Origin of the sequence: Jiangella mangrovi, from assembly GCF_014204975.1 — a bacterium.
Lineage (GTDB): Bacteria > Actinomycetota > Actinomycetes > Jiangellales > Jiangellaceae > Jiangella > Jiangella mangrovi.
The window spans coordinates 6748510-6773625 of record NZ_JACHMM010000001.1; the positions used below are offsets into that span (position 1 = coordinate 6748510).

Here is a 25116-nt window from a genome sequence, read left to right on the forward strand (position 1 = left end):
CGTCGCCGACGTCCGGACACCGCTGTTCAACCGTCGCAGACCCTAGCACGCGCCGATGAGCCGTCATTTCTCCCGCGCCCGGGCGCGCCGCTTGCCTTCGTGCATGGCGACGACCCGGGCGATGGGAATGGTGTGCCCCTCGTCGACGAGATCGGCGGGGAGTCGCTGGGGCGCGGGCATGGCCGCCGCCCAGGGATCGTCGTCGCCGAGCAGGCCCGGAGCGGTGTGGACGGTGAAGTCGCCCGGACTGACGGAGTCGAGGCGGTCCCAGCCCACCGGGAACGACACCGGCAGGCCCGGCCGCAGCCGCGGACTGTACGCGGCGACGACGGTGGCGCCGCCGGCCCGGGTGGAGTCGAGGAACACCTTCCCCTCGCGGTCCTCCTTGATGTACGCGGTGGTGGCCAGCGCCGGGTCCAGCCGCTCGGCCCGCGCGGCCAGCGCACGCGTGGCGGCGGCGACGTCCTCGGGCGACTGCGGCTCCAGCGGCACGAAGATGTGCACGCCCTTGGAGCCGCTGGTCTTGACCGCGCCGGTCAGACCGTCGTTCTCGAGCGCCCGGCGGACCAGGTGGGCGGCGGCCGCGGCGACGGCGAACGGCTCGCCCTCGGGCGGGTCGATGTCCATGATGAGGTGCGTCGGCACGTCCCAGGCGTCGGCCTTGACCAGCGTCGGGTGGTACTCGACGGCGCGCTGGTTGGCGAACCACAGCAGCGTGCGGCGGTCGTTGCACAGCGCGTACGCCACCTCGCGCTTGGAGGCCTGCGCCCAGGTGCTGACGGTCGGGATCCACGACGGCGCGTACTTGGGGAGGTTCTTCTGCATGAAGCCGGGCTGGCCGGGCCGGACCCGGATCACCGACAGCGGCCGGCCCTCGAGCCCGGGCAGGATCCGCTGGTGCACGGCGTCGAGGTAGTCGACGAGGTCGCGCTTGGTGGCGTCGTCGCCGTCGGACAGCGCCTGGTCGAGGTGGGTCAGCGGGACACCGTCGCGTTCCTCGTCGGCGCTCATGACGACCAACCTATCCCCCGGTGAGGCGCAGACCCCAGGTCAGTGTCCAGGTCTCATCGGGCAGCAGCCAGCGCAGCGCCTCGCCGGTGCGCAGCGCGTTGGGCGGGGCGGTCATGGGCTCGACGGCGACGGCGTCGGCGGGGCCGCCGGGACCCGGGAAGGAGTCGGTGACCCACATCTGCACATAGCCGAAGGCCGGCTCCTGCCAGAGCTCGACCGATCGGCCGTCGGGCGCCCGCAGCGCGCTGGTGATGACGCCGCCGCTGACGGCGAGGTCGGTGAAGCAGGCGTGGCCGGGGGCGTCGCCGACCGGGACGCCGCCGCGCAGGTCGTCGTCGGTGCCGGTGACGTCGTAGGTGCCGGTGGGGATGAAGCGGTCGTCGATGCGGAACGCGCGCCCGGCCGGGACGGTGAGCGTGAGGTCGCGGGCCGGGACGTCGCCGATGCGCAGGTACGGGTGCGTGCCCAGGGCGACGGGGGCGGTGTCGGCGCCGGCGTTGCGCAGCCGGTGCCGCACGATGACGCCGTCGGGCGTGAGCTCGTACTCGACGGAGGTCTCGAGGGTGAACGGGTAGCCCGGTTGCGGCGCGACGGGTGCGGCCAGCGTGACCGACGCGGCGGTGCAGGAGCCGCGGGTGTACCGGGTGCGCAGGAGCAGGCCGTGCACCGCGTGCCCCGCCTCGGGCTCGGTGATGTCGAGCTGCTGCTCGACGCCGCCCAGCATCCAGCGTCCGCCGTCGACCCGGTTGGGCCAGGGCACGAGGACGGCCCCGGCGGCCAGCGGCGGCGGGCCGTCGGTGACGTGCGGCTCGATCAGCTCGGTGCCGCCGACCGTCAGCGACCGCAGCGCGGCCGCGTACTCGGAGACGACCGCGCGGGTGGTGCCGAGCTCGAGCACGTGCGTGGCTCGCCGTGCCGTGCCGGATGTGGTGTCCACAGGCTCTCCTCGCGCCGGCGTCGCGCGGCCGGCGAGGTCACTGTAGCCGGGCCGGGTCCAGTGGGAGCGCGGGTGCGGGATGGCCGCGGGCGGTGGTGGCGCCGTCGACGACGACCTCGGTGCCGCTGACGTACGACGCGTCGTCGGAGAGCAGGAACGCGACGACGGCGGCGACCTCGTCCGGCTCGGCGACCCGGCCGGTGGGCGACACCTCGCCCTCGCGGCGCAGCTCGGCCGCGACGTCCGCGCCCGGCGGGAACGTGGACCGCAGCATCGGCGTGTCGATCGAGCCGGGCAGGACGGATACGCAACGAATGCCGTACGGCGCGTAGTCGACGGCGACGCTGCGCGACATCGCGACGACGGCCGCCTTGGCCGCGCCGTAGGCGAAGTAGCGCGGCCAGTGCGCGAACGCCTGGATCGACGACACGTTGACGATGACGCCCCGGCGCAGCGGCAGCATGTGCCGGACCGCCGTGCAGGTGCCGTACATCGGGCCGAACTGCAGGACGCCGAGCGCGGCGCTCAGCTGCTCGGGCGTCACCTCGTGCGCGGCGGCCTGGACGTCGATGCCGGCGTTGTTGACCCACCAGGTCAGCGGCGCCGTGGCCGCGGCGAGACCGGCGGCCCGCTCGTGCGTCGCGGGGTCCTCGACGCCGCCGACGACGGTGCCGATGGGGACGGGCAGGGCGGCGGCCAGACGGTCCAGCCCGTCCGCGTCGACGTCGACGGCGACGACGTGCGTGCCAGCGCCGGCCAGCCGGGCGGCGACGGCGGCGCCGAGGCCCTTCGCGGCGCCGGTGACGACCGCGGAGATCACAGCGCGCCCCACGTCTGCCAGACGGCGGCCAGCGTGCGTCCGGCGCCGAGGTCGGCCCGGGCGCCGGCCTCGTCCCGGCGGCGCGCCTCGACGACCGCGCGGACCTCGGGGAGCAGCCCGGCGGGGATCACGACGACACCGTCGTCGTCGGCCACCACGAAGTCGCCGCTCGTGACCTCGACATCGCCTACATGCACCAGGCCGCCGACCTCGCAGACGCTCGCCCGCGCAAGGGTGTCCAGCGGCGACGTGCCGCGGGCGAACACCGGGAAGCCGAGCGCACGGACCTGGCGGGTGTCGCGGACGCAGCCGTCGACGATGGCCCCGGCGGCGCCCATGGCCAGCGCGGCGTGCGAGAACAGCTCGCCCCACAGCGCCGCGCGGTTGTCGCCGGGCGCGACGTACAGCGGGACGTGCCCCGGCCGCAGCGCGCCGACCGCCCGGATCTCGCCGCGGTAGGGGTCGTCGGGGTCGGCGACGGTCTCGGTGGTCTCGACCCGGACCGTCAGCACCGGCCCGGCGAGCACCGTCCCCTGGACCAGCGGGCGCAGCCCGGCGTCGAGCACCCGGCCGCGCGCGCCCAGCTCGTCGAGGGCGTCGCTGGCCAGTGCCGACGACCACTCCGGCAGGACCTCGTCCATGCCCGTTCTCCGCTCGTGGTGGGGACGTGATGTCGTCTCGATCCAATACGAGCAACCGGCGTTTGTCCAGATAGCAATCGATTTTTCAGTCTTGACGGCCAGGCACGGAGTCAATAGCGTTCCAGCCCACGAGAGCCGTCCGACCGATGGGGTGCGACGTGAAGATCACCGGCGTTCAGTTCCACAAGGTGAACATCCCGCTGGAAGCGCCCATGCTCTGGGCCGGCGGGATCAACCGGTCGTGGACGCGCATCGTCATCCGCATGCAGACCGACGAGGGCATCGAGGGCATCGGCGAGACCTGCGGCGGCGACTCCACGCTGCTCATGCTCGAGCAGCTCAAGGAGTTCTACGTCGGCCAGGACCCGTTCGACACCGCGAAGATCCTCAAGCACTTCTGGTACGTGCCGCGCTACCACGGCAACACCGGCAAGTACGCGATCCAGGGCCTCGAGACCTGCTGCTACGACATCATGGGCAAGGCCGTGAACCGGCCGGTCTCGCAGCTGCTCGGAGGCACCATGCGCGAGCGCATCCCCACCATCGCCTACGTGTTCTACCGGCTCCCCGGCGCCGGCGGCGTGGGCGGCGAACGGACCGCCGAGGAGATCGTCGGCTACACCCAGGAGCTGGTCGAGCGCACCGGCGTGCGCACCATCAAGATGAAGGGCGGCGTGTACGAGCCCGAGGAGGAGTTCCGCACGACGGCGGCGCTGCGCGAGGCGTTCCCCGAGCACAAGCTGCGCTTCGACCCGAACAACCTCTGGTCGGTCGAGACCGCGATCCGCATGGGCCGGAAGTTCGAGGACCTCGACCTGGAGTTCTACGAGGACCCGGTGTGGGGCATCGAGGGCATGAGCCGGGCCCGCCGCGACGTGCGCATCCCGTTCGCCACCAACATGTGCTCGGTGCAGCTCGACGAGCTGCCGGTGGCGATCCGCGACCACGCCATCGACGTGCAGCTGCTCGACGTGCAGGACTGGGGCGGCATCACGAACGTCTGGCGGGCCGCGGCCACGTGTCTGACGTTCCAGGTCGGCATCGGCTTCCACTCCGGAGGCGAGGCGGGCATCTCGACGGCGCTCTACCTGCAGCTGGCGGCCGCGCTGCCGGTGCTGCCGTACGCCATCGACTCGCACTACCACCACCAGACCGACGACGTGCTGGCCGAGATGCTGCCCTACGAGGACGGCTGCTTCCGGGTGCCCGACGGTCCCGGGCTCGGCGTCGAGATCGACGAGGACAAGCTGCGCCACCTCGAGCGGCTGAACGAGCGCGAGGGCGACCTCGTCTTCCACGGCGAGTTCGAGCGGTCCGAGCCGCGCTACATGGGGATGTACTGACGGTGGGCGCTCGCGCTCAGGCGGCGGGGGCGGTGCTCCCCCGCACGACCAGCCGGGGCGCGGGGTCGACGATGCGCCGCGCGCCGGCCGGCTCGCCGCTCACCCGCCGATGCAGGTCGTGGATGCCGTGGTAGCCCATCTCGTAGAGCGGCAGCCGCACGACGGTGAGCCCGGGCTCGGAGTACTCGGCGAACCAGACGTCGTGCAGCGCCACGACGGAGACATCGCCCGGCACCGCCACGTCCAGCTCGCGGGCGGCCCCCAGGACCCCGATGGCGGCGTTGACGTTGGCCACCAGCAGCGCCGTCGGCCGCTCACCGCCCGGGCCGGGGCTGCCGCCGTCGTCGCCCAGCAGGTCGAGCCCGGCCCGCCGGCCCTCGGCGGCGCTGTAGCCGTACGCCGTCGCCCACTCCGGCCGCGGCACCTGCCCGGCCTCTTTGAGGGTCTCGATGTAGCCGGCCCTGCGCTCGCGGGCGGTGTAGCTGCCGTCGCGCCCGCCGACCAGGCCGATGCGGGTGTGCCCGAGCGCCAGCAGGTGCTCGACGGCGACGCGCGCGCCGGCGGCGTTGTCGAGGTAGACCGAGCCGTCGGGGCGGAACGTGTTGAGCCAGACCTCGGGGGCGTTGCGGCCGGCGAAGACGTCGCCGGGACCCGCGGTGTCGAGCGGCTGGATGAGGAAGCCGTCGACGCGGCGCTGGGAGTCCAGCCGCTCGAGGAACCCGGTGCCGGGGTCGAGCCGCGTGCCGCTGCCCATGAGGACGTCGAGGCCGAGCTCGTCGGCGCCGTCCTCGACGCCGCGCACGACCTCGGCGAAGATCGCGTTGTTGACCTCGGGCACGACGAACGCGATGGCGCCGGTGCGGGCCAGGCGCAGCGACCGGGCGCGGTGGTTGGGCGCGTAGTCGAGGCGGCGGGCCACCTCTACGACGCGCTCGCGGGTGGTCTCGCGGATGCGCAGGGTCGCGTCGCGGTTGAGCACACGCGAGGCGACCGACACCGAGACCCCGGCCTCGCGCGCTATGTCGCTCAGCGTGACCATGCCTGTACGGTAGCGCGCCACCAGGACGTTTCCGCGTGCTCACACGCCCCCGAACAGCAGGGATCCTCATGGCTCTGATCGACGCGCACCAGCACTTCTGGGACCCGGCGGCCGTGGCCTACCCGTGGATGGATCCGGGCGACACCGTCATCCACCGCCACTACGGGCCGGAGCACCTGACCCCGCACCTCGAGCGGCACGGCATCGACGGGACCGTGCTGGTGCAGTCGGCCGACAGCGACGAGGACACCGACGCGATGTTCGCCGTCGCGGCGGGGTTCCCGGCGGTCCTCGGCATCGTCGGGTACGTGCCGCTGGAGGACCCGGCGCGGGCGGCGGACCGGCTGGCCGAGCTGGCGGTCCGGCCGGGGTTCGCCGGCATCCGCAACCTCATCCACGACCGCGCCGACCCGGACTGGCTGCTGCAGCCGTCCGTCGTCGACGGGCTGCGGCTACTGGAGCGGGCGGACGTGCCGTTCGACCTGGTCGCCGTCCTCCCTCGGCACCTCGAGGTGCTGCTGGTCCTGAGCGAGCGGCTGCCGGAGCTACGCGTCGTCATCGACCACCTGGCGAAGCCGCCGTTCGAGGGCGACGCCGGACCGTGGCGCGAGCTGATGGCGGCCGCCGCGGCGAACCCGAACGTGTTCGCGAAGGTGTCCGGCCTGTACCCCGCGCCCGGCACCGACCTGCGCCCCTGGGTCGACCACGCGCTCGAGGCGTTCGGGCCGGAGCGCCTGATGCTCGGCAGCGACTGGCCGATCGCGGAGCTGGCCGGTGGGTTCGACCCCGTCTGGTCGTCGCTCGTCGAGGTCGTCGACGGGTACGGCCCGGCCGTCGCGGCGCACCTGCGGGCGGGGACGGCGCGGCGGTTCTACGGGTTGTCCTCGTGATCCACGAGCTCGCCGCCGTCGCCGCCGAGGTCCGGCCCGCCCTGGCCCCCGGGTCGGCCAAGCCGATCGCCGTCGTGGGCGCGGGCGCCATCGTCGACGTCGGCCACCTGCCCGCCTACCGGGCCGCCGGCCTCGACGTCGCCGGGCTCACTGACCTCGACCCGGACCGCGCCCGGACGGTGGCCGCCCGGCACGGCGTCCCCCGCGTCTACGCCGACGTGGACGAGCTGCTCGCCGACGACGCCGTCGAGGTGGTCGACGTCGCCGTGCCGGGCCCCGCGCAGCCGCCGCTGGTCGAGCGGGCGCTGCGGTCCGGCCGGCACGTGCTGGCGCAGAAGCCGCTCGCGCCGGACCCCGCGACCGGGCGGCGGCTGGTATCGCTGGCGTCCTCGTTGGGCCTGGTGCTGACGGTGAACCAGCAGCTCCGGTACGACGAGGGCATCGCCGCGGCGCACGCCATGGTGGCGCGCGGCTGGGTCGGCCGGGTGCACTCGGTGACGTTCGAGGTGCGCATCCACACCGACTGGTCGCCCTGGCCGTGGCTGCTGGACTCGCCGCGGCTGGAGGTCTCGTACCACTCGATCCACTACCACGACGTCGTCCGCTGGTTCCTGGGCGAGCCGGATGCCGTCTTCTGCGCCGCCGGCCGGGCGCCCGGCCAGCGCGCGGTGGCCGAGACCAGCACCGTGACGGCCTACCTGTTCGCCGAGGGCGTCCGCGCGCTGGTGATCGCCGACCACAACACGACCCGCGCGGCCCCGTCGGCCACCTTCCAGGTGGACGGGAGCGACGGCGTCATCCGCGGCACGCTCGGGCTGCTGTACGACTACCCGCACGGCCGCCCCGACACGCTGGAGCTGCACAGCGACGTCCTCGGCACCGACGGCTGGGTGCCCTACCCGGTGACCCGGCGCTGGATCCCGGACGCGTTCGCCGGGCCGATGCTCGCGCTGCTCGCCCACGCCGCCGGCGGTCCCGAGCCGGTCACGTCGGCCCGCGACAACGTCGGCACTCTCGAGCTCGTGGAAGCCCTCTACCGGTCCCAGCAGACCGGCGAGGCCCAGCACCTGCGCCCGACGTAACGCCCGCACCTGACGCCCGCACCCGTACCCGTACCCGAGTTGATCATGGAGAAAGTCGGGTACCGAAACGATTCAAAGCCCCCGTTTCTCCATGACCAACACGCCCGAGCCCTCAGCGGTTCGCCGGCGATGGCGCAACTGCACCTTGGCAAGGCTGGCCATCCCGCGAATCGGGACGAAACGGACGGCGCAACGGTGACGAGCCGTGCCAACGGCGGTCAGTCGTGCCAAGGCGAGATCCGCCCGCCGGCCGCCTTTGCAATGAGCACCACTACGCACCGCTCGGCGAGTGGGCGTAGTGGTGCTCATTGCACAGGGAGGCGGGCGGGTTTGAGGAGCACGACGTCGGCCGCCCGCGACTCAGGGGTGACGTCGCAGCGGACGACGACCCCGTCGCGGTAGCCGACGTCGACCACGGTCGCTCCGGGGGCGTGCAGGCGGAAGTCGACGTCGACGCCGTCGGGCCAGGCGGGCAGCACCAGCAGCTGGTCGTCCACCGTCTGCAGCAGCATCTCCTGCAGGCCGATCATGCCGCTGCCGCCCCAGTTGTGGTCGGGCACCCAGTCGTGGCCGGGGCCCCAGAACGCGGGGAACCGCAGCGGCCCGTCGCCCAGTTTGAGCCGCGCCACCCGAAGCGCCTCGTCCACGAGCCCCAGCCGCGCGGCGAAGATGCCGTCCTGGTGCCAGGAGACGTGGTCGCGCTGGCCCTCGATGTCGGCGGGGGCGTGGTAGGTGTCGACGGCGACGTGCAGGCCGGGGCGGCCGAGGCCGTAGGACTCGTACGGGAAGACGGGGTACAGCTGCGGCAGCTCGACGTTCATGATGTCGGAGAACGACTGCGCCGGCGCCAGCACGGTCACGCCGTCGACGACCCGGAATGCCTGCGGCGGCAGCGAGGCCAGGATCCGCTCGTACTTGGCCGCCGTCGGGTCGTCGAGCAGTCCGCGCAGCGGCGCAGCCAGCATCGACGAGAGCACCGCCCGCAGCCCGGCCACCGCGTCCGTCGGGTTGGTGGCGTCCTTGTAGGTCTCGAGCGCCGTCGACGGGAAGATGACGAGCTCGCCGGACAGGGACAGCTCCGAGCCGGTGGAGTCGTAGTGGCGCATCCGGTAGTGCTCGTCGAAGAACGTGACGCAGGCGTCGATGAGCGGCAGGTAGTCGTCGACCGGCTCGCCGCCGTACAGGTGCCGCTTGATGATCATGAAGCAGATCTCGAGCTGCGTGGAGTAGTGGTGGCGCACCCACGGCCGCACCAGCTCGGTGGGGTCGTGCCAGGGCCGGCGCGGGTAGTCGCCGGACTCGTCGACGTCGCTGTCCCAGCCCCACTCGTAGCCGATGGGCAGCCCGAAGTTCTCCAGCTGCTCACAGAACGACGCGCCGCCGTGCCCCCAGTACTCGCGGGTGCGCAGGGTCGCGTTGCCCAGCGCGCGCCGGTAGAACTCGAACTGCGGCCGCATCAGCTCCAGGTCGCCGGAGCGCAGCAGCGGCCAGTACACCAGCCGCTGGTTCTGCATGGTTCCGCTGCCGCCGCCCCAGATCCGGAAGTCCGGCGTCGGCGTCCCGTAGTCCACGGCCGGCACGCTGAACACGGTGTCGGTGGTGAAGAGGCCGCCGTTGAACTTGGTCGGGTGCTCACCGCGCGCGTTGCAGGCGAGCAGGTAGCGGAACAGGTTGTAGTTGCGTCCCACCTGCCAGTCCGGGTCCGCGGGGTCGGGCGACGCGGGCCGGACGTCGACGGCGCTGCGCGCCCACAGCCCGGCCCAGAACTCCTCCGCCTCCCGCTCCGTGGCCGCGGCATCGGCCAGCGAGCGACGCGCGTGCTCGACGGCGGAATGTTCCCATCCGGCGAGGTCCGGCGTGCGGTCACTGTGCAGCCCGACGACGACGGCGTGCGTGGCGCTCGGGCGGGTGGAGGCCAGCCGCCACTCGCGGTACGGCACGCCCGCGTACACCCCCTCCCCCACGCCGGCCGGCTCGAAGCCGTCGCCCAGCAGCATCCCGCCGAAGACGAGGTCGCGCATCGGGTCCCACAGGTCGTCGAGCCGGTGCCCGAGGCCCTCGAGCTCGACCACCTGCCGGAAGCAGGTCAGGTCGTTGCGGTTGCGGTGCGCGAAGAGCACGCCGTCGTCCCGGTGCCCGACGGCGTCGGCGTACGTGACGATGTCGCCCGGCCGCCCGCGCACGCTGTAGCAGGCCACCCGCTGCTCGGCCGGTACGACGCGGTCGGCGAACCGCCAGCTCTGGTAGGCGACCCGCGCGGTCACCGGGGCCGACGCATCGACATCGACGTGGACGGCGGCGGCGCCGGTCTCGCACCACACGAGGATCCGCACCGCCGTCCCGTCGGTGGAGCGACCGGAGACCACGATCCGGCCGCGGTGCAGGTCCAGCCGCTGCTCGAACCCACCGGCATCGGACGAGAACGGGTTCGGCTCCAGGTCGACGACGACCCGGCCGAGCTTGAGCATGAGGTTGTTCTCGTCGAAGCTGCCGCTGCGGTCGATGTAGAACCACAGCCGGCCGTCCTCGACCCAGACGTTGAGGCCGACGTCGTGGCCACCGCACGGCATGCTCGCGCCGGAGTCCGCCGACGGCGAGTCCCACACCACGTCGTACGCACCGGACGCGAGCACCGCGCTCACCGCCACCACCGTCCCTTCGCCCACGACACGCGACGCGCCGAGCGCGAGCCCGGCCGCAGTGCCAGCAGCGCGCACCGGGTCGCGCCGAGCAGGTCGCCGGGTGGCACCGTCATGGGCGCGCCGGTCTCGACCGCCGCCAGCAGCTCGGCCAGCAGCGACGGCCCGGGCGCGCACGCGTGCACCGTCGCCCCGCCCGCCCGCACGACCTCCACCGAACCGACCCCGCCCGCCGCGTGCAGCCGCCCCGCCGTCCCGAAGATCACCAGGTCGTCGCGGCCCCAGGCGCCGGAGCCGGGCGGGTTGAGGTAGTTGGCCGCGATGCCGGCCACCCCGCCGCCACGCAGGGTCGCGACCACGTTCGCCGCCATCCGCAGCGCGCCGGTCCCCGGGTTGCCGAGCGTCGTGTCGACCAGCTCCAGCGACTCGATCTCGCCGCCGGCCACGTGCAGCACGCAGTCCAGCCCGTAGACGGCGGCCTGCAGCACCAGCCCGCCCTGGACGGACTCGTCCTGCGGCCGCCAGTCGGCGTACGGGTAGGACTTCGAGACCAGGACCTGCACGACGTCGCCGACGACACCGTCGGCCACCAGCTCGCGGGCCAGCCGGTAGGGCTGTTCGAACGGCGTGGTGGCGCGCTCGCACAGGATCGTCCCGCTGCGACAGGCGGCCTGCTCGAGCCGCTCCAGCTCGCCGGCCGACGCGGCGCACGGCCGCTCGATCAGCACGTGCCGCCCGGCCTCGAGAGCCCGCAGCGCACTGGCGACCTGCGCGGACCGCGGCGTCTGGCAGACCGACACCAGCCGGACGGCGTCGTCGGCCAGCACCGTCTCGACGTCGTCGGACGCCGCCAGCACCCGCCCGCCGCAGGCCTCGACGTCGGCGACGGTCACCTGGTGCCCGCCGGAACCCACCAGCCCGACGCCGACACCGTCGCCGGTCACGTCAGCCGCTCCAGCACGCCGATCGCCGACGCCACCTGCTCCGGCGCGATCAGCGGCCCGACGTCCTCGCCCCGGCAGGCGCGGCGGAACAGCTCCCACTGGTAGCCGGTGTCGCTCTGCTCGACCTCCGCGGCGTCCACCACCCGGACCCCGTCGACGACCGCCGACACCCCGAGCCGCACGAGCCGCCGGTCGTCGCCCGGCGCCATCCCCACGTTGCGGTACAGCGTCCCCCGCTCGAAGTTCAGCTCCATGGACCGCAGGTACGGCTGCCCGTCGCCGACGCAGAACGACGCGAACACCGTCCCCAGCGTCCCGTCGTCGTGCACCAACGCGAGCTGCGCGTTGTCGCTGGTCGGGCGGCCGGTGAAGAGCCGCGACTGCTGCACGGCGACGTCGCGGACCGGCGCGACGAAGCGGGCCAGGTCGTTGAGCAGGTACACGCCCAGCCGGGTGATCGGGGCCGCCGGGCAGAGCGCGGGGTCGTCGTACCAGCTGCCGTCGGGCCGCTCGCGGTACGCGCACCAGGTGGACGCGCGGTACGCCACCGGCCGGCCGAGGTCGTGTCGGCCGATCCAGTCCAGCAGCGTCCGCATGTCCGGCTCGGGCACCGCGGTCGGCGAGTTGAGGAAGACCGGCACCTCGGCCGCGGCCGCCTCCCGCAAGGCGGACAGGGCCAGGGCCGACGACGTCTCGAACGGCTTCGTCGTCATGACGGGCTTGCCCGCGGCGACCACCCGCGACACCAGCGCACCCTTGCCGACCGGCCCGACCATGAGCACGACGGCGTCGACGCCCGGATCGGCCAGCACCTCGTCGTAGTCCGCGTAGGCGGCGACCGACCACGACCCGGCCAGCGCGCGGGCCTTCGCGACGTCGAGGTCGCAGACGCCCACCAGCTCGCACGCCTGGGAGCCCGGGCCGGTCAGCAGCTCGTTCTCGACCAGCCAGCGGCCGAAGTTCAGCCCGACGACGGCGACGCGCAGCCGGTCAGCCACGCAGCTCCACCCCGTCCAGCGACCCGTAGAGCACCTCGACCTCCTCGGAGACCGCACCGTCGGGGCCGACGGTACGCCGGTACACGCCCCACGCGCCGCCGGTGCTGAAGAAGCAGCGGAACTCGCCGTCGGTGTGCACCCGCGGCGCGAACGAGATGCGCCCACGCGGCAGGTCGTACTCGAACCCGGACAGCGCCAGCAACACGCCGTACGACGCCAGCGACCGCGCGTAGTGGTGGCCGCACTCGACCTCGTTCCACGGGTTGCGCCTGACGCCGTCGTGCCGCTCGCGCACGGCCTCGACCAGCGTGAGGCCCTCGTCGACGAAACCCTCGTAGATGAGGTGGGTGGCGACCTGGTACTCGATGCCGGTCCACACCTCGTCGGAGTACGGGAACGGCAGCTTCGGCCGGCCGCCGCGGGGCCACGTGCAGAGCAGCAGGCCGGCCTCGTCGTTCAGCAGATAGGTGCGCTGGGTGTTGTGGTGGTGTCGCGCGCTGCGCAGCAGGTTGTGCGAGAAGACGCTGCGCACCGCCGACGCGACGTGCTCGCGCGGCAGCACATACCCGAGCCCCGCCACGTGCGCCCACGTCTGCCCGAGCACCTGGTCGGCCAGGCAGCCGTCGCCGTACTGGTAGCGGTAGGAGTCGACGTCGTCGATCCGCTGCACGTAGTATTCGCCGCCCCAGAGCAGCTCGTCCATCCGCTTGCTGCCGTCCTCGAACGCGCGCCGGTACCGGTCCGCGGACTCGTCGTCGCCCAGGTACCGCGCGATCTCCTCACCGGCCCGCAGCGCGGCGAACCAGATCGAGTTGATCATCGAGCTGGGGCCCTGGAAGGCGATGTCGTAGGTGTTGAACAGGTCGTGGTCGAGCACGCCGTCGCCGTCGGCGTCCCAGTGCCCGAACGCGTAGTCCAGCGTCGACTTCGCCGCCGGCCAGACCTCGCGCAGGAACTCGTCGTCGCCGGAGAACCGCCACTCGCGGTAGAGCCGGACGAGGGTGCCGAGCTGGCCGTCGGCGGCCGGCTGGTGGTCGTGCCCGTCCATGCCCCACTGCCGGTAGCTGCGGAAGTTCATCTTGCCGTCAGGCTCGGTCTCGACCAGGTACTCGGCGCGGCGCATGGCCCGTTCCAGCTCCGGGAAGAGGAACGCGACGGTCTGCGCGTAGTTCCAGACGTGGGTGCAGGTGCCCTCGCAGCAGCCCTCGTCGTCGAAGCAGCCCTCCCAGGCCAGGAAGGAGCCGTCCTCGAGCCAGATGCACGTCGGGCTGCGCAGGACGGTGATCGTCGCCGACACCGCATCCAGCACGGACGGCGGGAGCGTCGACCCGAAGAACGCCCGGTGGAAGTCCCGCGAGTGCCGCTCGAGGCGGTCCAGCTCGTCGAACGTGTGGCGGGCGACGGCCCACGCGTCGGCGAACCGGGCGCAGCGCTTGCGCACGACGGGGTACTCCCCCGCGGGCAGGGCAGACGATGACCGCGTCACCTCGTCGAACATCCGCCTGCTCCACGACCGCACCCGGTTCGGGAAGTGCCAGGTCAGCTGGAACTCGAAGGTGTGCGACTCCCCCGGCGCCAGCGTCGCGTGCTGCGCCAGCGAGCCGGTCTGGTCGTCGTGGCGGAAGTCGGCGTCGCGCTGCACGTAGTCCGGCTCCGGCTCCAGCCGCCCGTCGGCGCGGAAGTCGTCCCAGAAGTCCTGCAGCCCGTCCCACCAGCCGCCGCGCAGCCAGCTCCGCTTGTGCGTGACATCGGCGGCCGTCGTCGTCAGCGCCATGGTGCCGTAGTAGAGGCTGTCGCCGGACAGCTCCTTCGGCCGGAAGTACAGGCCGCGGACCACGCCGTCGTCGCGGTACTCGTTGACGTTCTCGCTCGCACAGTCGTAGTTGTTCCAGGTGTGCTTGTGGTACGCGATCATCGAGGTCACGTTGCCGAGCGAGCCGGCGACGGACACCTCGGCCGGCACGTCGCCGGTGTTCGTGACGCGGTAGCGCAGCAGCGCCGTCGGCAGCCCGGAGTCGTCGGCGTTCAGCGGCACGAACGGCGTGAACGCCTCGAGCGACACCTCGACCGGCAACTCGTCGTCGTGCAGGTCGACGGTGACGAACGGGTACTCGCCGCGCAGGGTGGCGCGGTCGAACCGGGGCAGCCCGGCGACTTCGTGGTCGACGAACCCGCGCGCCTTCGCGAACGGCGGGTGCAGCCGCGACTCCAGCACCCTGGCCTGCGGCTCGGCGCCCGGCGTGCGGGTCCAGAGGGCGAAGAACGTGTTCGGGACGAAGTTGCCCTTGCCGGCCGTGCCGAAGATCTCCCAGTCGCGCAGCTGCCCGCGGGCGCCGACGGAGACGTTGCCGGTGCCGATGCCACCGAGCAGGAACGCCGCCTCGGCGCAGTCGTCGCCGTACGTCCTGGTCATCGAGCCTCCACGATGTCGACGGTGCCGACGGCGAACCGGGGCCGCTGCCGGTCGAGCACGAGACAGCCGGCCACCTGGGCCTCGATGCTGCCGGACGGGTCCACGACGCTGCCGCTGCCGCCGTGGTAGAGCGCGCGGCCATCGAAGCCGCCCATGTTGACGGCGGCGAACGCCCGGCCGTGCTCGACGCAGCCGCGGACGGCGCCCTCGGGGAACGCGTGCTCGCGGGCCAGTGCGACGTAGCGGTCGAGGACGGCGGGGGCGCGCAGCTCGGCGGCCGTCACCTTGTCGTCGCGGGTCCCGCCGGCCGCCACCGGCAGCAGGAGCAGCCGCACCCCGGCCGCGGCCAGCAGGTCGTCGAGCCCGCGCACGCCGAGGTCGGCGCAGATGACGACGGCGCAGCGCACCCCGCCGACCTCGAACACCTCGAACCTCGCGGTGCCGTCCGGGACGTGCCCGATCTCCTCGGTGTCGTCGTAGTAGAGCTCGACGGACGGGTCCAGCGGCGACTCCAGCGGGGTGACCCGGTGCTTGCGCTGCACCACGAACGTCGCGTCGGGCCGGACGGCGTAATGGGCGAGGTACCGCTTCTCTCCGTCGCGTTCGACGAACCCGGCCAGCACGACCAGCCGGTGCTCGGCGGCCAGGCCGGCCAGCGCGGCGAAGATGGGCCCGTCGCCCGCGGGCTCGGCGGTGGCCAGCACCTCCGGGTAGCCGCCGTAGCCGCTGGCGCTCAGCTCCGGCGTCAGCAGCAGGTCGGCGCCGTTCGCCGCGGCCCGCCGGGCGAACCCGGCGATCTGCGCGAGGTTGCCGTCGACGTCGCCGGGCAGCGAGCAGGTCGACCCGATGGCGATGGTCAGCTCAGGCATCGGCCGCACCTCTCAACGCGCTCAACGCCTTCGTGGTCTCGACGTGCAGGCACCATTCGTCCAGCTCCAGCGCCCGCTCGAGGTGCGCGACGCTGCTCGCGTCGCCGACGACGGAGAGCGCCTTCGCCGCCGCGGCCTTGACCGAGTAGTCGTCGTCCGGGTCGTCGAGGACGGCGCGCAGCAGCCCGTTGAGCTCCGGCAGGGAACGGCCGATCGCGTGGACGGCGAGCACCGCGGCCTGGCGGACCCGGCCGCGGCACTTCCAGGTCTCCAGGACCTCGGGCGGGTGCTCGTGCTCCCAGACCGGCTCGACCTCGATCAGCTGCTCGGCCATGCGGGTGTCGTCGTAGCTGCCGGGGAAGCCGAGGACGCGCGGCTGGCCGTAGAGGTCGCGACCGGCCTCGGCGACCAGCAGGTCGTGCAGCACCGGCAGCCAGCGCGGGTCGCCGGTCTCGCCCATGCCGACCGCGGCGGCGTAGCGGACCCGCCAGTCGGCGTGCCCGGCCAGCTCGGCCAGCACCTCGGGCTCGGCGAACGCCCGCTCCATCAGCTCGAAGGTGTCCATCACGCCGTCACCCCCACGAGATCATCAACAGAGATCCGGTACTCGTCGTGGCTGGTCACCAGCGTGACGACGCCGTCCTCGTGGGTCACCGACCGGATCAGCTCCTCGTCCGCCGGGTAGCCGACGGCGACGCCGCCGGTCATCGCGATGGTGCCGTCGCCCTGGCCGTCGTAGTGCCCGCGCGGCACATCGACCCGCAGGACGACGTCGACGCTCTCCGCGTCCTCGAGCGACGGCGGCAGCGCCACGTGCGGGGCGATCAGCTCCCTCGACGTCGCGAACGGTGACAGGTCCACCTCGTCGCCGTCGACGAACAGCCGCGGCTCGTGCATGCCGACCGGCAGCCGCAGCCAGGCCGGTCCGGGCTCCTTGGGCACCGTCGCGCGGTACCACCAGCGCTGCGCGTGCGGCAGCTCCGCCTCGAGGTACGCCGGCAGTCCCATCGGCACCCGGTGCGGCGACACGGCGAGGGCGGCGACGGCGGCGTCGAATGACAGCGACGACGACGGGTCGGCGACGACGGCGAACGACGGCACCGGCTGCCGGACCTCGATCGTCCGGGAGATCAGCGCGACGAACAGGCGGCGCACGTCGGCACCCCGCGACGTGAAGTCGACCAGCACCGAGCGACCGTCGGGCTTCGCCGGGTGGTGCGCCACCTCCTCCAAGGTGACCTCGGTGTCGCCGAGCACCTCGACCAGCTGCAGCGTCACCCCCTCGGGCGTGCACACGCGCACCCCGCCGTCGATCGGAGCGACCGACGGCCGGAACAGGAACCGCGACGCGACGGTGTGCGGCGCGCCCGCGCGGACCCGGTCGGCGACGGTGAAGACGCGGTCGCGGTGCAGCCGCGTGCGGCGGCGGACCTCGGCGACGTCGGGCACGTTTTCGCGGTAGATCGGCGTGACGTCGGCCTCGACCCAGCCCGCGGCGAGGTCGGCCGCCGTCGACGCCGTCTGCTCGTACTCGCCGTGCGCCATCATGCTCTCGAGGCCGTCCAGCACGATCACCGAGTGCGCGCCCGCGCAGCCGTCGCCGTAGTTGTAGCGGCTCTCGGTGTCGATGGCGAGGAAGCCGACCTCGCGCCAGGTGTCGGGGAACTGGAACCGGTGCGCCGCGCCCTCAGCCGGCGAGCCGTCGGCCGAGATCGGCGTGCGGTAGCCGGTGAACAGGACGGCGTTCGGGTTGACGTGCGAGCGGGTCGGCATGCCCGGCGTCGACGGGTCCCAGTGCTGCAGGGCGTAGCGGTCGCCGTCGGTGCTGACCAATGCCGCGCCCACGCCCGGCTGGTACCAGCGGCGCCCGTCGCCGGACCCGTCGTCGCCGGAAGCCGAGCGGACCCCGTCGGGCCACCAGATCAGCGTCCACACCAGGTCGTCGTAGGCCCAGCCGATGCCGATGTCGTAGGTCCAGATGACCTCCTCGTCGAGCACCCGGTGGAACAGCGCCTCCCCGGTGCGCCGTGCGCCGTAGGCCAGCGTGGAGCGGACGCCGAACTGGTAGCCGTAGTTGTCCCACGGCAGCAGCAGCCCGCCCGGCATGAACGAGCGCGCCACCATGCGCAGCACGTTCACCGGCCGCGCCCCGCCCGGCGGCGCCGGCGCGAACAGCACGTCGCGGTACCCGCCCACCCGCTCCAGCACCTCCGTCGCCAGTGGCACGGCCGGCCCGTTGACGCAGTCCATGTAGGCGCTGCCCTCGCCGCTGTACCCGCTGGTCGGCATGTCGCCGAGCATCCCGGGCAGCCGGCGCATGGCGTCGCGGAGCATGAGCCGCGCCATCGCCGACCCGTCCGCGAACAGGTGCCCGACGATCGCCGTCGACAGGCAGAGCGAGAGCGCCTGGTTGTCGACGCACTCCGGCTCGGGCTTGGTGCGCAGGCCGTGGTGGAAGTTGACGAAGTGATACTTCACCAGCGCGCGGGAGATGTCGCGGATCTCGTCGTCGCTGAACGCGCCGACGGTCGTCAGCCACTGGAAGTACAGCGCCACCTTGGCGTGCGGGAACGCGAAGCACCAGAAGTGGAACTGCAGCCCGGAGCAGAACGACATCGGCTCCAGCTTGCGCAGGTAGGTGAAGATCAGCTCGCGGGCCCGGGCGACGTCGTCCGGCTCGCGCGTCATCACCGCGACGAACGGCACGAACCAGCCGTAGTCGGCCGGCGCCGTCCGGGCCGCGTTGCGCAGCAGTTCCCAGAGCTGGAAGCGGCGGCCGTCGCCGGGGCCGAGCGCGGCCAGGCGCGCCCGCAGGCCGTCGGCGTCGTCGAGCAGGAACGGAGTCGGCAGCACGGAGTGGGGCCCTTTCCTCAGAGCTTGATGGCGCCGGCGGTGAGCCCGCTCATGAACGCCCGCATGGCGATGAAGAACGCGATGAGCAGCGGCAACGCGGCCAGGGCATACCCCGCGATCATCATCCCGTAGTCCAGGCCGGCCGCCGACGACAGCTTGAAGATGCCGACGGTGATGGTGCGCTTGTCCTCGTCGGTCAGCGTCACCAGCGGCCAGATGAAGTCGTTCCAGATGAACAGCAGCACGTTCAGCGACATCAGCGCGACCATGGGCCGCAGCAGCGGCAGCACCAGGCTGACGAAGATGCGCAGCTCGCTCGCTCCGTCCATGCGCATCGACTCGAACAGCTCGCGCGGCTGCTGGTCGACGAAGACCTTCATGACGAACACCCAGAACGGCATCGACGTGCCCATGCAGAACAGCGCGATGACGAACGGCGTGTTCAGCAGCCCGAGGTTCGAGGCGAGCACGAACGACGGCACCAGGCTCATGACGCCGGGCAGGAACATCTTCGCGAACAGCAGCAGGAACAGGATGCGCCGGAACGGGAAGCGCAGCGCGCTGAACGCGTACCCGGCCAGCGTCGCCGCGCCCACCGTCAGCACGATGCTCAGCGCCGCGTAGATGATCGTGTTGACGTAGTACGGCGAGATGTAGTCGAACGCGCGGACGTAGTTCTCGGTGTGCAGCGGCAGCGTCGGCAGGAAGAAGTCGTCGAGGATCTGGTTCAGTTCCTTGAACGACCCGATGATGGTCAGGTACAGCGGGAACAGCATCAGCACGATCATCGTGATCATGTAGACGTGCTTCGTCACGCCCGCCGACGTGAACCGCGGCCGCCGCGTCGCCGGCGCGGGCGCCGGGTCCGTCGCGGCCCGGCGGGCGAGGTCGGTCGTCGTCATCGCAACACCCATCTCCTTTCCCTTGCGTGACTCAGGACCGTCCTGGACCTCGCGGTCGGCGCGAGGCGGCTACTCCCGCGACTTCAGGTACTTGAGCGTGAACAGCGACATCGCCAGCGCGACCAGGAAGAGGATCAGGCCCAGCGCGTAGGAGTAGCCGTAGTCCGGCGCGCCCGTGTTCGGGAACGCCTTGAAGTACATGAGCAGCCCCGGCGTGATGACGCCGCTGTGCACCGACGCGTTGTAGAAGATGAGCATGGTCGCGTAGGTGGTGACGGCGGCGCCGATGACGCCCATGAGGTTGAGCTTGAACTGGCCGATGATCAGCGGGAACTCCAGCGAGAAGAACGTGCGCACCGGGCCGACGCCGTCGAGCTTGGCGGCGTCCCAGACCGACTCGCTGATGCCGTTGAGCCCGCCGAGGTAGATCAGCACGCTGTTGGCGGTGATGAACGGCAGCCCGGTGAGCAGGATCGTCCACTTGATCAGGTCCGGGTCGCCGAGGAACGCGACCCGGTCGATCCCCCACCCGGCCAGCAGGTTGTTCACCGCGCCGAAGTCGTAGCCGAGGATGAAGATCCACATCAACGTGAACACCAGCGACGGCACGACCATCGGGATGCACAGCAGCACCCGGTAGACGTACTGGATGCGGCTGTTCTTGACCCGGAACAGCACGACGGCGCACACGATCGTCGGGAACATCAGCAGCAGGTACGCCACCAGGAAGAACGCCATGTTCCCCAGCGACGAATGGAACTCGGGGTCGGTCAGCACCCGGGTGAAGTTGTCCAGGCCGACGAACACCGGCTCCGGGTTGCGCGCCGACCACGTGAAGAACGAGCGCACGATGCCGTCGAGCATCGGCACCCAGTCGAAGATGATGTTGCTGAGCACCGCCGGGGCGACGAAGAGCAGGCCGGTCAGCGACATCGGCCCGAACACCCGCCGCCACTCGATGCCCTGGTGGCGGCGGGAGTACGGGTCGACGTCCAGGACCAGGCAGACCAGCCGGCGACGCCAGCCGACTTTTCCCCGGGGACCGGGCGCCGTGGCCCGGTCCCCGGGGGCGGTCAGCCCGGGAACGGTGACGTTCTCGCGCAGGTCGACCATGTCGTCAGGAGGCCGCCGTCACGAGGTCGCCGCTGGCCTCGTAGTAGTAGCGCTGGTAGATCTGCAGCCGCAGCTGGGCCAGCCCGAGGGCGTGCTCCTTCGCCTCGGTGTCCTCCGGCGTCGCCGCGGCCAGCTCCTGCTCCGCCGTCGCGACGGCGCCCTGCAGCGTCTCGAGCGTCGGGATGTCGGCCACCCACTCCGGCGCGGCGACGCTGGTCACCATCTCGTCCCAGTCGATCTCGCCGTTGAGGAACCGGGTGACGTCGACGTCCCAGCCGGCCTTGCCCCACTCGACCACCGAGTAACCGAGGATCTGCCGCGCGAAGCCGCCCTCGGGCTCCTCGAGCACGAAGCTGGACATGCTGTCGATGAGGTCGACGCCCTCGACCGGCGAGATGGAGCCCGCCGTCTCGACGTACTTCGCCTGCTCCTCCTGGCTGGACAGGAACCGCAGGAAGTCGATCGCCACGTCCAGCCGCTCCGGGTCGTCGGCCAGCGCCGCGTTGACGCTGAAGCCGTACTCGTGGATGCCGGCGCCGCCGACGTTGGCCGGGCGGTCGACGACGTACGGCTCGGCCGCGTCGGCGTCCTCCTGGGTGATCCAGTCCTGGTCGACGGCGTAGTCGAGCGTCTCGGTGCCGAAGTAGGGCACCGGGAACAGGCCGAAGCCGTCGGGGAATGTCTCCTCACCGAGCGACGAGACCAGCGTGCCGTAGTCCCAGAACGTCGTGTTCATCATGGCGGCGCGGCCGCTGGCGAACGTGAGCACCTCGGTCTCCGGGGTGTTCTCCGTCCAGCTCTCCTGGAAGTAACCGACGTGCTGCGCCATGAGCTTGAACATCGCCGGATAGTACGGCGCGCTGGTCAGCGGCAGCTGCGATCCGCCCGCGTAGCAGGTCAGGATGTAGAGCTTGTCGTTGTAGAGCTCGTCGCTGAACGCCGGGTCGTTGAACTCCGGCGCGAAGAACTGGTCGGCGTAGCCGGCGCCGAAGCCGTAGCCGACCTGCGACACCTTGCCGCCGACGTCGTTCGAGCCGGCGATCGGCGCGACGTCGTCGTTGCCGCTGAGCGCCTCGAGCCACTCGAACAGGTCCTTCCAGTCCTCCGGCGGCGCGTCCGGGTCGAGGCCGGCCTCCTCGATGAGGGCCTTGTTGTAGATGTACATCTTCCCGGCGCTGACCTCGGGATTGCCGTCGTTCGGGACGAACAGCAGCGCGTTCGGGCTGGTCCCGTTGTCCTCGACGGGGAACGCCGCCTCGCCGCCGGTGAAGGTGTCGATCCAGGGACCGCCCTCGGCGTACGGGCTCGGCTCGGCCAGGTAGTCGCGCAGGTCCAGCAGGTTGGCCGCGAACGTCGAGCGCTGCGCCGACTTCATCTGGATGAGGTCCGGCGCGGTGTCGCCGGCGAACCCGGTCTCGAGGATGTTGCCGTACGAGGCGTCCTCCTCGTGCCGGATCTCGATGGCGATCTCGGGGTGCTCGGCCGTGTAGTCGTCGATGATCTGCTGGTAGCCGGCGTGATAGTTCGTGGTCGAGTCCGGGCCGTGCCAGGTCAGCAGCTCGAGGGTGATCTCGGGCTCCTGCTCCGGCTCGCCGTCCGAGCACGCCGACAGCGCCGCCAGACCGGTCATCGCGGCGGCCAGGGCGGCGGCTGCGGTCTTCCTTGTCATGTTCGCCTCCTCGTCGAGGGACATCTGGGGATGGTGCCCGGCTACCCGGCCTGCTCGGCCCTCGCCGGATCGCTGCGCTTGTTCACGAGATAGAGGTGGACGAGCGCCAGGACGACCTCGCCGTCCTGGTTCGTCACGCGCACGTCCTCCTCGACCAGCCCGAACCGGCCGGGGTGCCGTCGGTGGTCGCTCCTCGCGGTGATCTCGGCGCGGACCGAGATCGTGTCATCGATGAAGACCGGGCGGATGAACCGGATCCGGTCGTAGCCGTACGTCATCGCCTCGGGGTTGACGTCGGTCGCGGTCATCCCGACGGCGACGGAGAGGACGAGCGTGCCGTGCGCGATCCGCCTCTTGAACGGCTGCGTCGCACACCACTCGGCGTCCATGTGGTGGGGGAAGACGTCGCCGGTCTGCTCGGCGTGCACGGCGATGTCGTCCGCCGTGATGGTGCGCCCGCCGAACTCGCGCGTGGTGCCGACGACGTAGTCCTCGTAGAACGTGCTCGGGTAGCTCGGACGGCCGATCACGCGGCGACCCCCTCGTGGCACTCCCGCAGCGCCGCCACCGTCGCCCGCGGGCTGAGGTCACCGCGCAGGCACCGGTGGACCAGCCGGCCGGCCGCGTCCTGCACCGCGAGCCAGCCGGGGTGGCGGGGCCGGACGCTCGCCTGCTCGAGCGTGGCCCGGGTGGTGCGGAAGAAGCCGAGCGTGGCGTCGTTGCAGGCGTCGTCGTCCCACGCGACGGCGTTGCCCGGCTGCCCGCCGGCCGTGAAGTACGGGCCGGCCTGTGCCTCAGCGCCGGCCAGCCAGAACGCCAGCTCCGTCGCGAGCCCGGGGTGGCCCGTCGACGCGGAGACGGCGATCCCGGCGCCGCCCAGGCAGGACCCGGTGATGCCCGGCACGTCGGTGTACCGGAGCCGGTGCGCGCGGAAGCCCGCCCGCGCGTAGTTGGTGTAGCCGAACGCCAGCGGCGCGTACCACCAGTCGTCGCCGCCGCTGAGCCGCTCCGCCGTCTGGATCGGGTTCTCGTCCAGGCAGAACGACGGTGTCCGCTCGGCCAGCCGGGTGAGCAGGTCGAGGGCGTCGAGGGCTGCGTCGTCGGGAATCGGGGCACCGTCGTCGGCCGCGGGGTTCCCGCGCTGCGCGGTGACGGTGAGGAAGCTCGAGATCGCGTCCACCGGCTTCGACGGCCAGAGCACCCGGCCGGCCGCGGCCAGCTCGAGCACCTCGTCCCACGTGGCCGGCGGCTCGGGCAGCAGGTCCGGCCGGTGGAGGGCGACCTGGGCGGCGGCGTCGACGGCGAGTGCGTACTGCCGGCCGCCGTGCCGGTACGTGCCGTGGCTCGGGCCGACGCTCTGCGCGGCCAGGGTGGCCAGTTCGGCGTCGCGACCGGTCCCGTCGAGCGGCAGCAGGTAGCCGTCGCGGTGCGCCTCCGGGATGTGCGGGTGGTCGATCACCAGCAGGTCGTAGTGGGCGGCCAGGTCGGCGAGCGGCTCGTCGGCGAAGCCCTGGAGCGAGCGGGCCGTCCAGGTGACCTCGACACCGTCGTCCCGCCCGGTCACCCACGTCGCCGTCGCGCCGCGCACCGAGGCCAGCCCGCGCGGGTGGTCCCAGGTGATGCCGCGCAGCCGCGTCATGCCTCGGCCCTCGCAGACTCGACCCTCGCGGACTCCAGCAGGTAGTCGCCGCGGATCCGCTCGGTGTGCTCCCCCAGCCGCGGCGCGCCGGCCGGCGACGTCAGCGTGTGGCCGTCGATCCGCAGCGGGCTGCGGGTCGTGTGCACCGCGACATCGTCGCCGCGGCGCACCGTCTGGGTCATCCGCAGCGCAGCGAAGCCGGGGTGGCGGACCAGGTCGGCCAGCGGCAGCACCGGCGCGGCCCACATGTCGGCGGCGTCGAGCAGCGCCAGCCAGTGGCCGGTGTCCTGGGTGCGCAGGTGCGCGGCGAGCAGCCGCTCGATCTCCTCGCGCTCGCTCCACCAGGTGGCCTCGTCGGCGAACCGGCCGAGGTCGAGGCCCAGGACGTCGCCGAGCTCCGGCACCGGGTTCATGGCGATGGCGAGGTAGCCGTCGGCCGAGGGATAGATGCCGTACGGCGCGGAGAGGAACGCGTTGGCGCCGTACTCACCGCCCCGGTTGACCTCGACGGTGTTGTCGTTCAGATGGGCGCTGATCAGCTCGAACTGCAGGTCGAGCATCGCCTCCATGAGCGACGTCTCGACCAGCCCGCCCTGGCCGGTGCGCTCGCGGCGCAGCAGCAGCGCCGTCACGCCCTGCGCCAGGTGGCACGACGCGAGCAGGTCGGCGACGGAGATGCCGACCGGCACCGGGCCCTGGTCGTGGTGGCCGTTGAGCCAGGGCAGCCCGGACATCGACTGCGCCAGCAGGTCCTGGCCGGGCCGGTCGCGCCACGGGCCGTCGGTGCCGTAGCCGCTGACGCTGCCGTAGACGATGCCGGGGTTGAGCTCGCGGACGGCGGCGTAGTCGAGGCCGATGCGCTCCATGACGCCCGGCCGGAAGTTCTGTATCAGGACGTCGGCCTGGGCGACCAGCCGGCGGACCTCGGCGAGGTCGTCGGCGTCCTTGAGGTCCGCGGCGAAACTGAGCTTGCCCCGGTTCATGATGTGGAAGGTGAGCGTGTCGCCGTCGCGCCACATGCCGGCGAAGGCCAGCCGGCGGCCGATGTCGCCGCCCGCGGGGCGCTCCACCTTGATGACGGTGGCGCCGAGGTCGGCCAGCCGCATCGCCGCGACCGGACCGGCCAGGAACTGGCTGAAGTCGAGCACCAGGATGCCGTCGAGCGGGCGGGCGGGGGCGCCGCCGTCGCCGTCGGCGGTCGTCTCGGTAGCCGTCACAAAGCACCTGCCCCGTCATTGGAGAAACGATTTACCAATTAAGGTGGAAGCGCTGTCCGGTGTCAAGACACCGTCACTTGACCGTGATGTGCGGGTG

General features: G+C 72.2%; 21 protein-coding genes. 3 read left to right on the top strand and 18 right to left on the bottom strand.

Annotation, left to right across the window (positions count from 1 at the left end; translation table 11 throughout):
• Positions 1-63: 63 nt before the first annotated feature.
• Genes HD601_RS31190 through HD601_RS31205 form a run of 4 tightly spaced genes read right to left on the bottom strand, consistent with a single transcriptional unit; the run spans position 64 to position 3409 of the window.
• Positions 64-1011 (bottom strand): DNA polymerase domain-containing protein, encoded by a 948-nt coding sequence (locus HD601_RS31190; protein ID WP_184828652.1) that lies wholly within the window; start codon positions 1009-1011, stop codon positions 64-66.
• A gap of 10 nt (positions 1012-1021) precedes the next feature.
• The gene (locus tag HD601_RS31195; RefSeq protein WP_184828654.1) at positions 1022-1948 is read right to left on the bottom strand and encodes an aldose epimerase family protein; all 927 of its coding nucleotides are present in this window, start codon (positions 1946-1948) and stop codon (positions 1022-1024) included.
• A 37-nt stretch (positions 1949-1985) separates the two neighbouring features.
• Positions 1986-2768: an SDR family oxidoreductase gene (locus HD601_RS31200; protein WP_184828656.1), complete on the bottom strand. Its 783-nt coding sequence runs from the start codon at positions 2766-2768 to the stop codon at positions 1986-1988.
• Positions 2765-3409: an RraA family protein gene (locus HD601_RS31205; RefSeq protein WP_184828658.1), complete on the bottom strand. Its 645-nt coding sequence runs from the start codon at positions 3407-3409 to the stop codon at positions 2765-2767. The genes HD601_RS31200 and HD601_RS31205 overlap by 4 nt, the downstream gene beginning before the upstream one ends.
• Positions 3410-3567: 158 nt before the next feature.
• Between HD601_RS31205 and HD601_RS31210 the strand changes: the two genes are divergently transcribed.
• A complete protein-coding gene (locus HD601_RS31210) occupies positions 3568-4752 on the top strand; it encodes an enolase C-terminal domain-like protein (RefSeq protein WP_184828660.1) in 1185 nt (394 codons plus the stop codon).
• Between the two features lie 16 nt (positions 4753-4768).
• On the opposite strand, the gene HD601_RS31215 is transcribed toward HD601_RS31210, so the two are convergent.
• Positions 4769-5791 carry a LacI family DNA-binding transcriptional regulator gene (locus HD601_RS31215; RefSeq protein ID WP_184828662.1) on the bottom strand — a complete coding sequence of 341 codons (1023 nt, stop codon included), beginning with the start codon at positions 5789-5791 and terminating at the stop codon, positions 4769-4771.
• 68 nt (positions 5792-5859) lie between these two features.
• Between HD601_RS31215 and HD601_RS31220 the strand changes: the two genes are divergently transcribed.
• On the top strand, positions 5860-6681 hold the full coding sequence (locus HD601_RS31220) for an amidohydrolase family protein (protein ID WP_184828664.1): 822 nt from the start codon (positions 5860-5862) through the stop codon (positions 6679-6681).
• Positions 6678-7763, top strand: coding sequence for a Gfo/Idh/MocA family oxidoreductase (locus tag HD601_RS31225; protein WP_184828666.1), 1086 nt, complete (start codon positions 6678-6680; stop codon positions 7761-7763). The genes HD601_RS31220 and HD601_RS31225 overlap by 4 nt, the downstream gene beginning before the upstream one ends.
• A 305-nt stretch (positions 7764-8068) precedes the next feature.
• Here HD601_RS31225 and HD601_RS31230 read toward each other — a convergent pair whose 3' ends face one another.
• The 13 genes from HD601_RS31230 to HD601_RS31290 all read right to left on the bottom strand — a co-directional run bounded on the left by HD601_RS31230 (position 8069) and on the right by HD601_RS31290 (position 25019).
• Positions 8069-10405 (bottom strand): DUF5703 domain-containing protein, encoded by a 2337-nt coding sequence (locus tag HD601_RS31230; protein WP_184828668.1) that lies wholly within the window; start codon positions 10403-10405, stop codon positions 8069-8071.
• Positions 10402-11346, bottom strand: coding sequence for a Gfo/Idh/MocA family protein (locus HD601_RS36150; RefSeq protein ID WP_221441467.1), 945 nt, complete (start codon positions 11344-11346; stop codon positions 10402-10404). Before HD601_RS36150 ends, HD601_RS31230 begins: the two co-directional genes overlap by 4 nt.
• The gene (locus HD601_RS31240; protein ID WP_184828673.1) at positions 11343-12344 is read right to left on the bottom strand and encodes a Gfo/Idh/MocA family oxidoreductase; all 1002 of its coding nucleotides are present in this window, start codon (positions 12342-12344) and stop codon (positions 11343-11345) included. The genes HD601_RS36150 and HD601_RS31240 overlap by 4 nt, the downstream gene beginning before the upstream one ends.
• Positions 12337-14757, bottom strand: coding sequence for a GH116 family glycosyl-hydrolase (locus HD601_RS31245; protein ID WP_184828675.1), 2421 nt, complete (start codon positions 14755-14757; stop codon positions 12337-12339). Before HD601_RS31245 ends, HD601_RS31240 begins: the two co-directional genes overlap by 8 nt.
• Positions 14754-15626: a carbon-nitrogen hydrolase family protein gene (locus HD601_RS31250; RefSeq protein ID WP_184828677.1), complete on the bottom strand. Its 873-nt coding sequence runs from the start codon at positions 15624-15626 to the stop codon at positions 14754-14756. Before HD601_RS31250 ends, HD601_RS31245 begins: the two co-directional genes overlap by 4 nt.
• Entirely contained in the window at positions 15619-16191 is a 573-nt protein-coding gene (locus tag HD601_RS31255; RefSeq protein WP_425503497.1) for a HEAT repeat domain-containing protein, read from the bottom strand. The genes HD601_RS31250 and HD601_RS31255 overlap by 8 nt, the downstream gene beginning before the upstream one ends.
• Entirely contained in the window at positions 16191-18479 is a 2289-nt protein-coding gene (locus HD601_RS31260) for a heparinase II/III domain-containing protein (RefSeq protein WP_184828681.1), read from the bottom strand. Before HD601_RS31260 ends, HD601_RS31255 begins: the two co-directional genes overlap by 1 nt.
• A 17-nt stretch (positions 18480-18496) precedes the next feature.
• Complete coding sequence (locus tag HD601_RS31265) at positions 18497-19381, bottom strand: carbohydrate ABC transporter permease (RefSeq protein ID WP_184828683.1); 885 nt, start codon at positions 19379-19381, stop codon at positions 18497-18499.
• A gap of 69 nt (positions 19382-19450) precedes the next feature.
• Positions 19451-20494, bottom strand: coding sequence for a carbohydrate ABC transporter permease (locus HD601_RS31270; protein ID WP_184828685.1), 1044 nt, complete (start codon positions 20492-20494; stop codon positions 19451-19453).
• 4 nt (positions 20495-20498) lie between these two features.
• On the bottom strand, positions 20499-22187 hold the full coding sequence (locus tag HD601_RS31275) for an ABC transporter substrate-binding protein (protein WP_184828686.1): 1689 nt from the start codon (positions 22185-22187) through the stop codon (positions 20499-20501).
• A 17-nt stretch (positions 22188-22204) separates the two neighbouring features.
• Positions 22205-22693 (bottom strand): MaoC/PaaZ C-terminal domain-containing protein, encoded by a 489-nt coding sequence (locus HD601_RS31280; protein ID WP_221441468.1) that lies wholly within the window; start codon positions 22691-22693, stop codon positions 22205-22207.
• A complete protein-coding gene (locus HD601_RS31285; RefSeq protein ID WP_184828689.1) occupies positions 22690-23802 on the bottom strand; it encodes an extracellular solute-binding protein in 1113 nt (370 codons plus the stop codon). The genes HD601_RS31280 and HD601_RS31285 overlap by 4 nt, the downstream gene beginning before the upstream one ends.
• Entirely contained in the window at positions 23799-25019 is a 1221-nt protein-coding gene (locus HD601_RS31290; protein ID WP_184828691.1) for a CoA transferase, read from the bottom strand. Before HD601_RS31290 ends, HD601_RS31285 begins: the two co-directional genes overlap by 4 nt.
• Between the last annotated feature and the right edge of the window lie 97 nt (positions 25020-25116).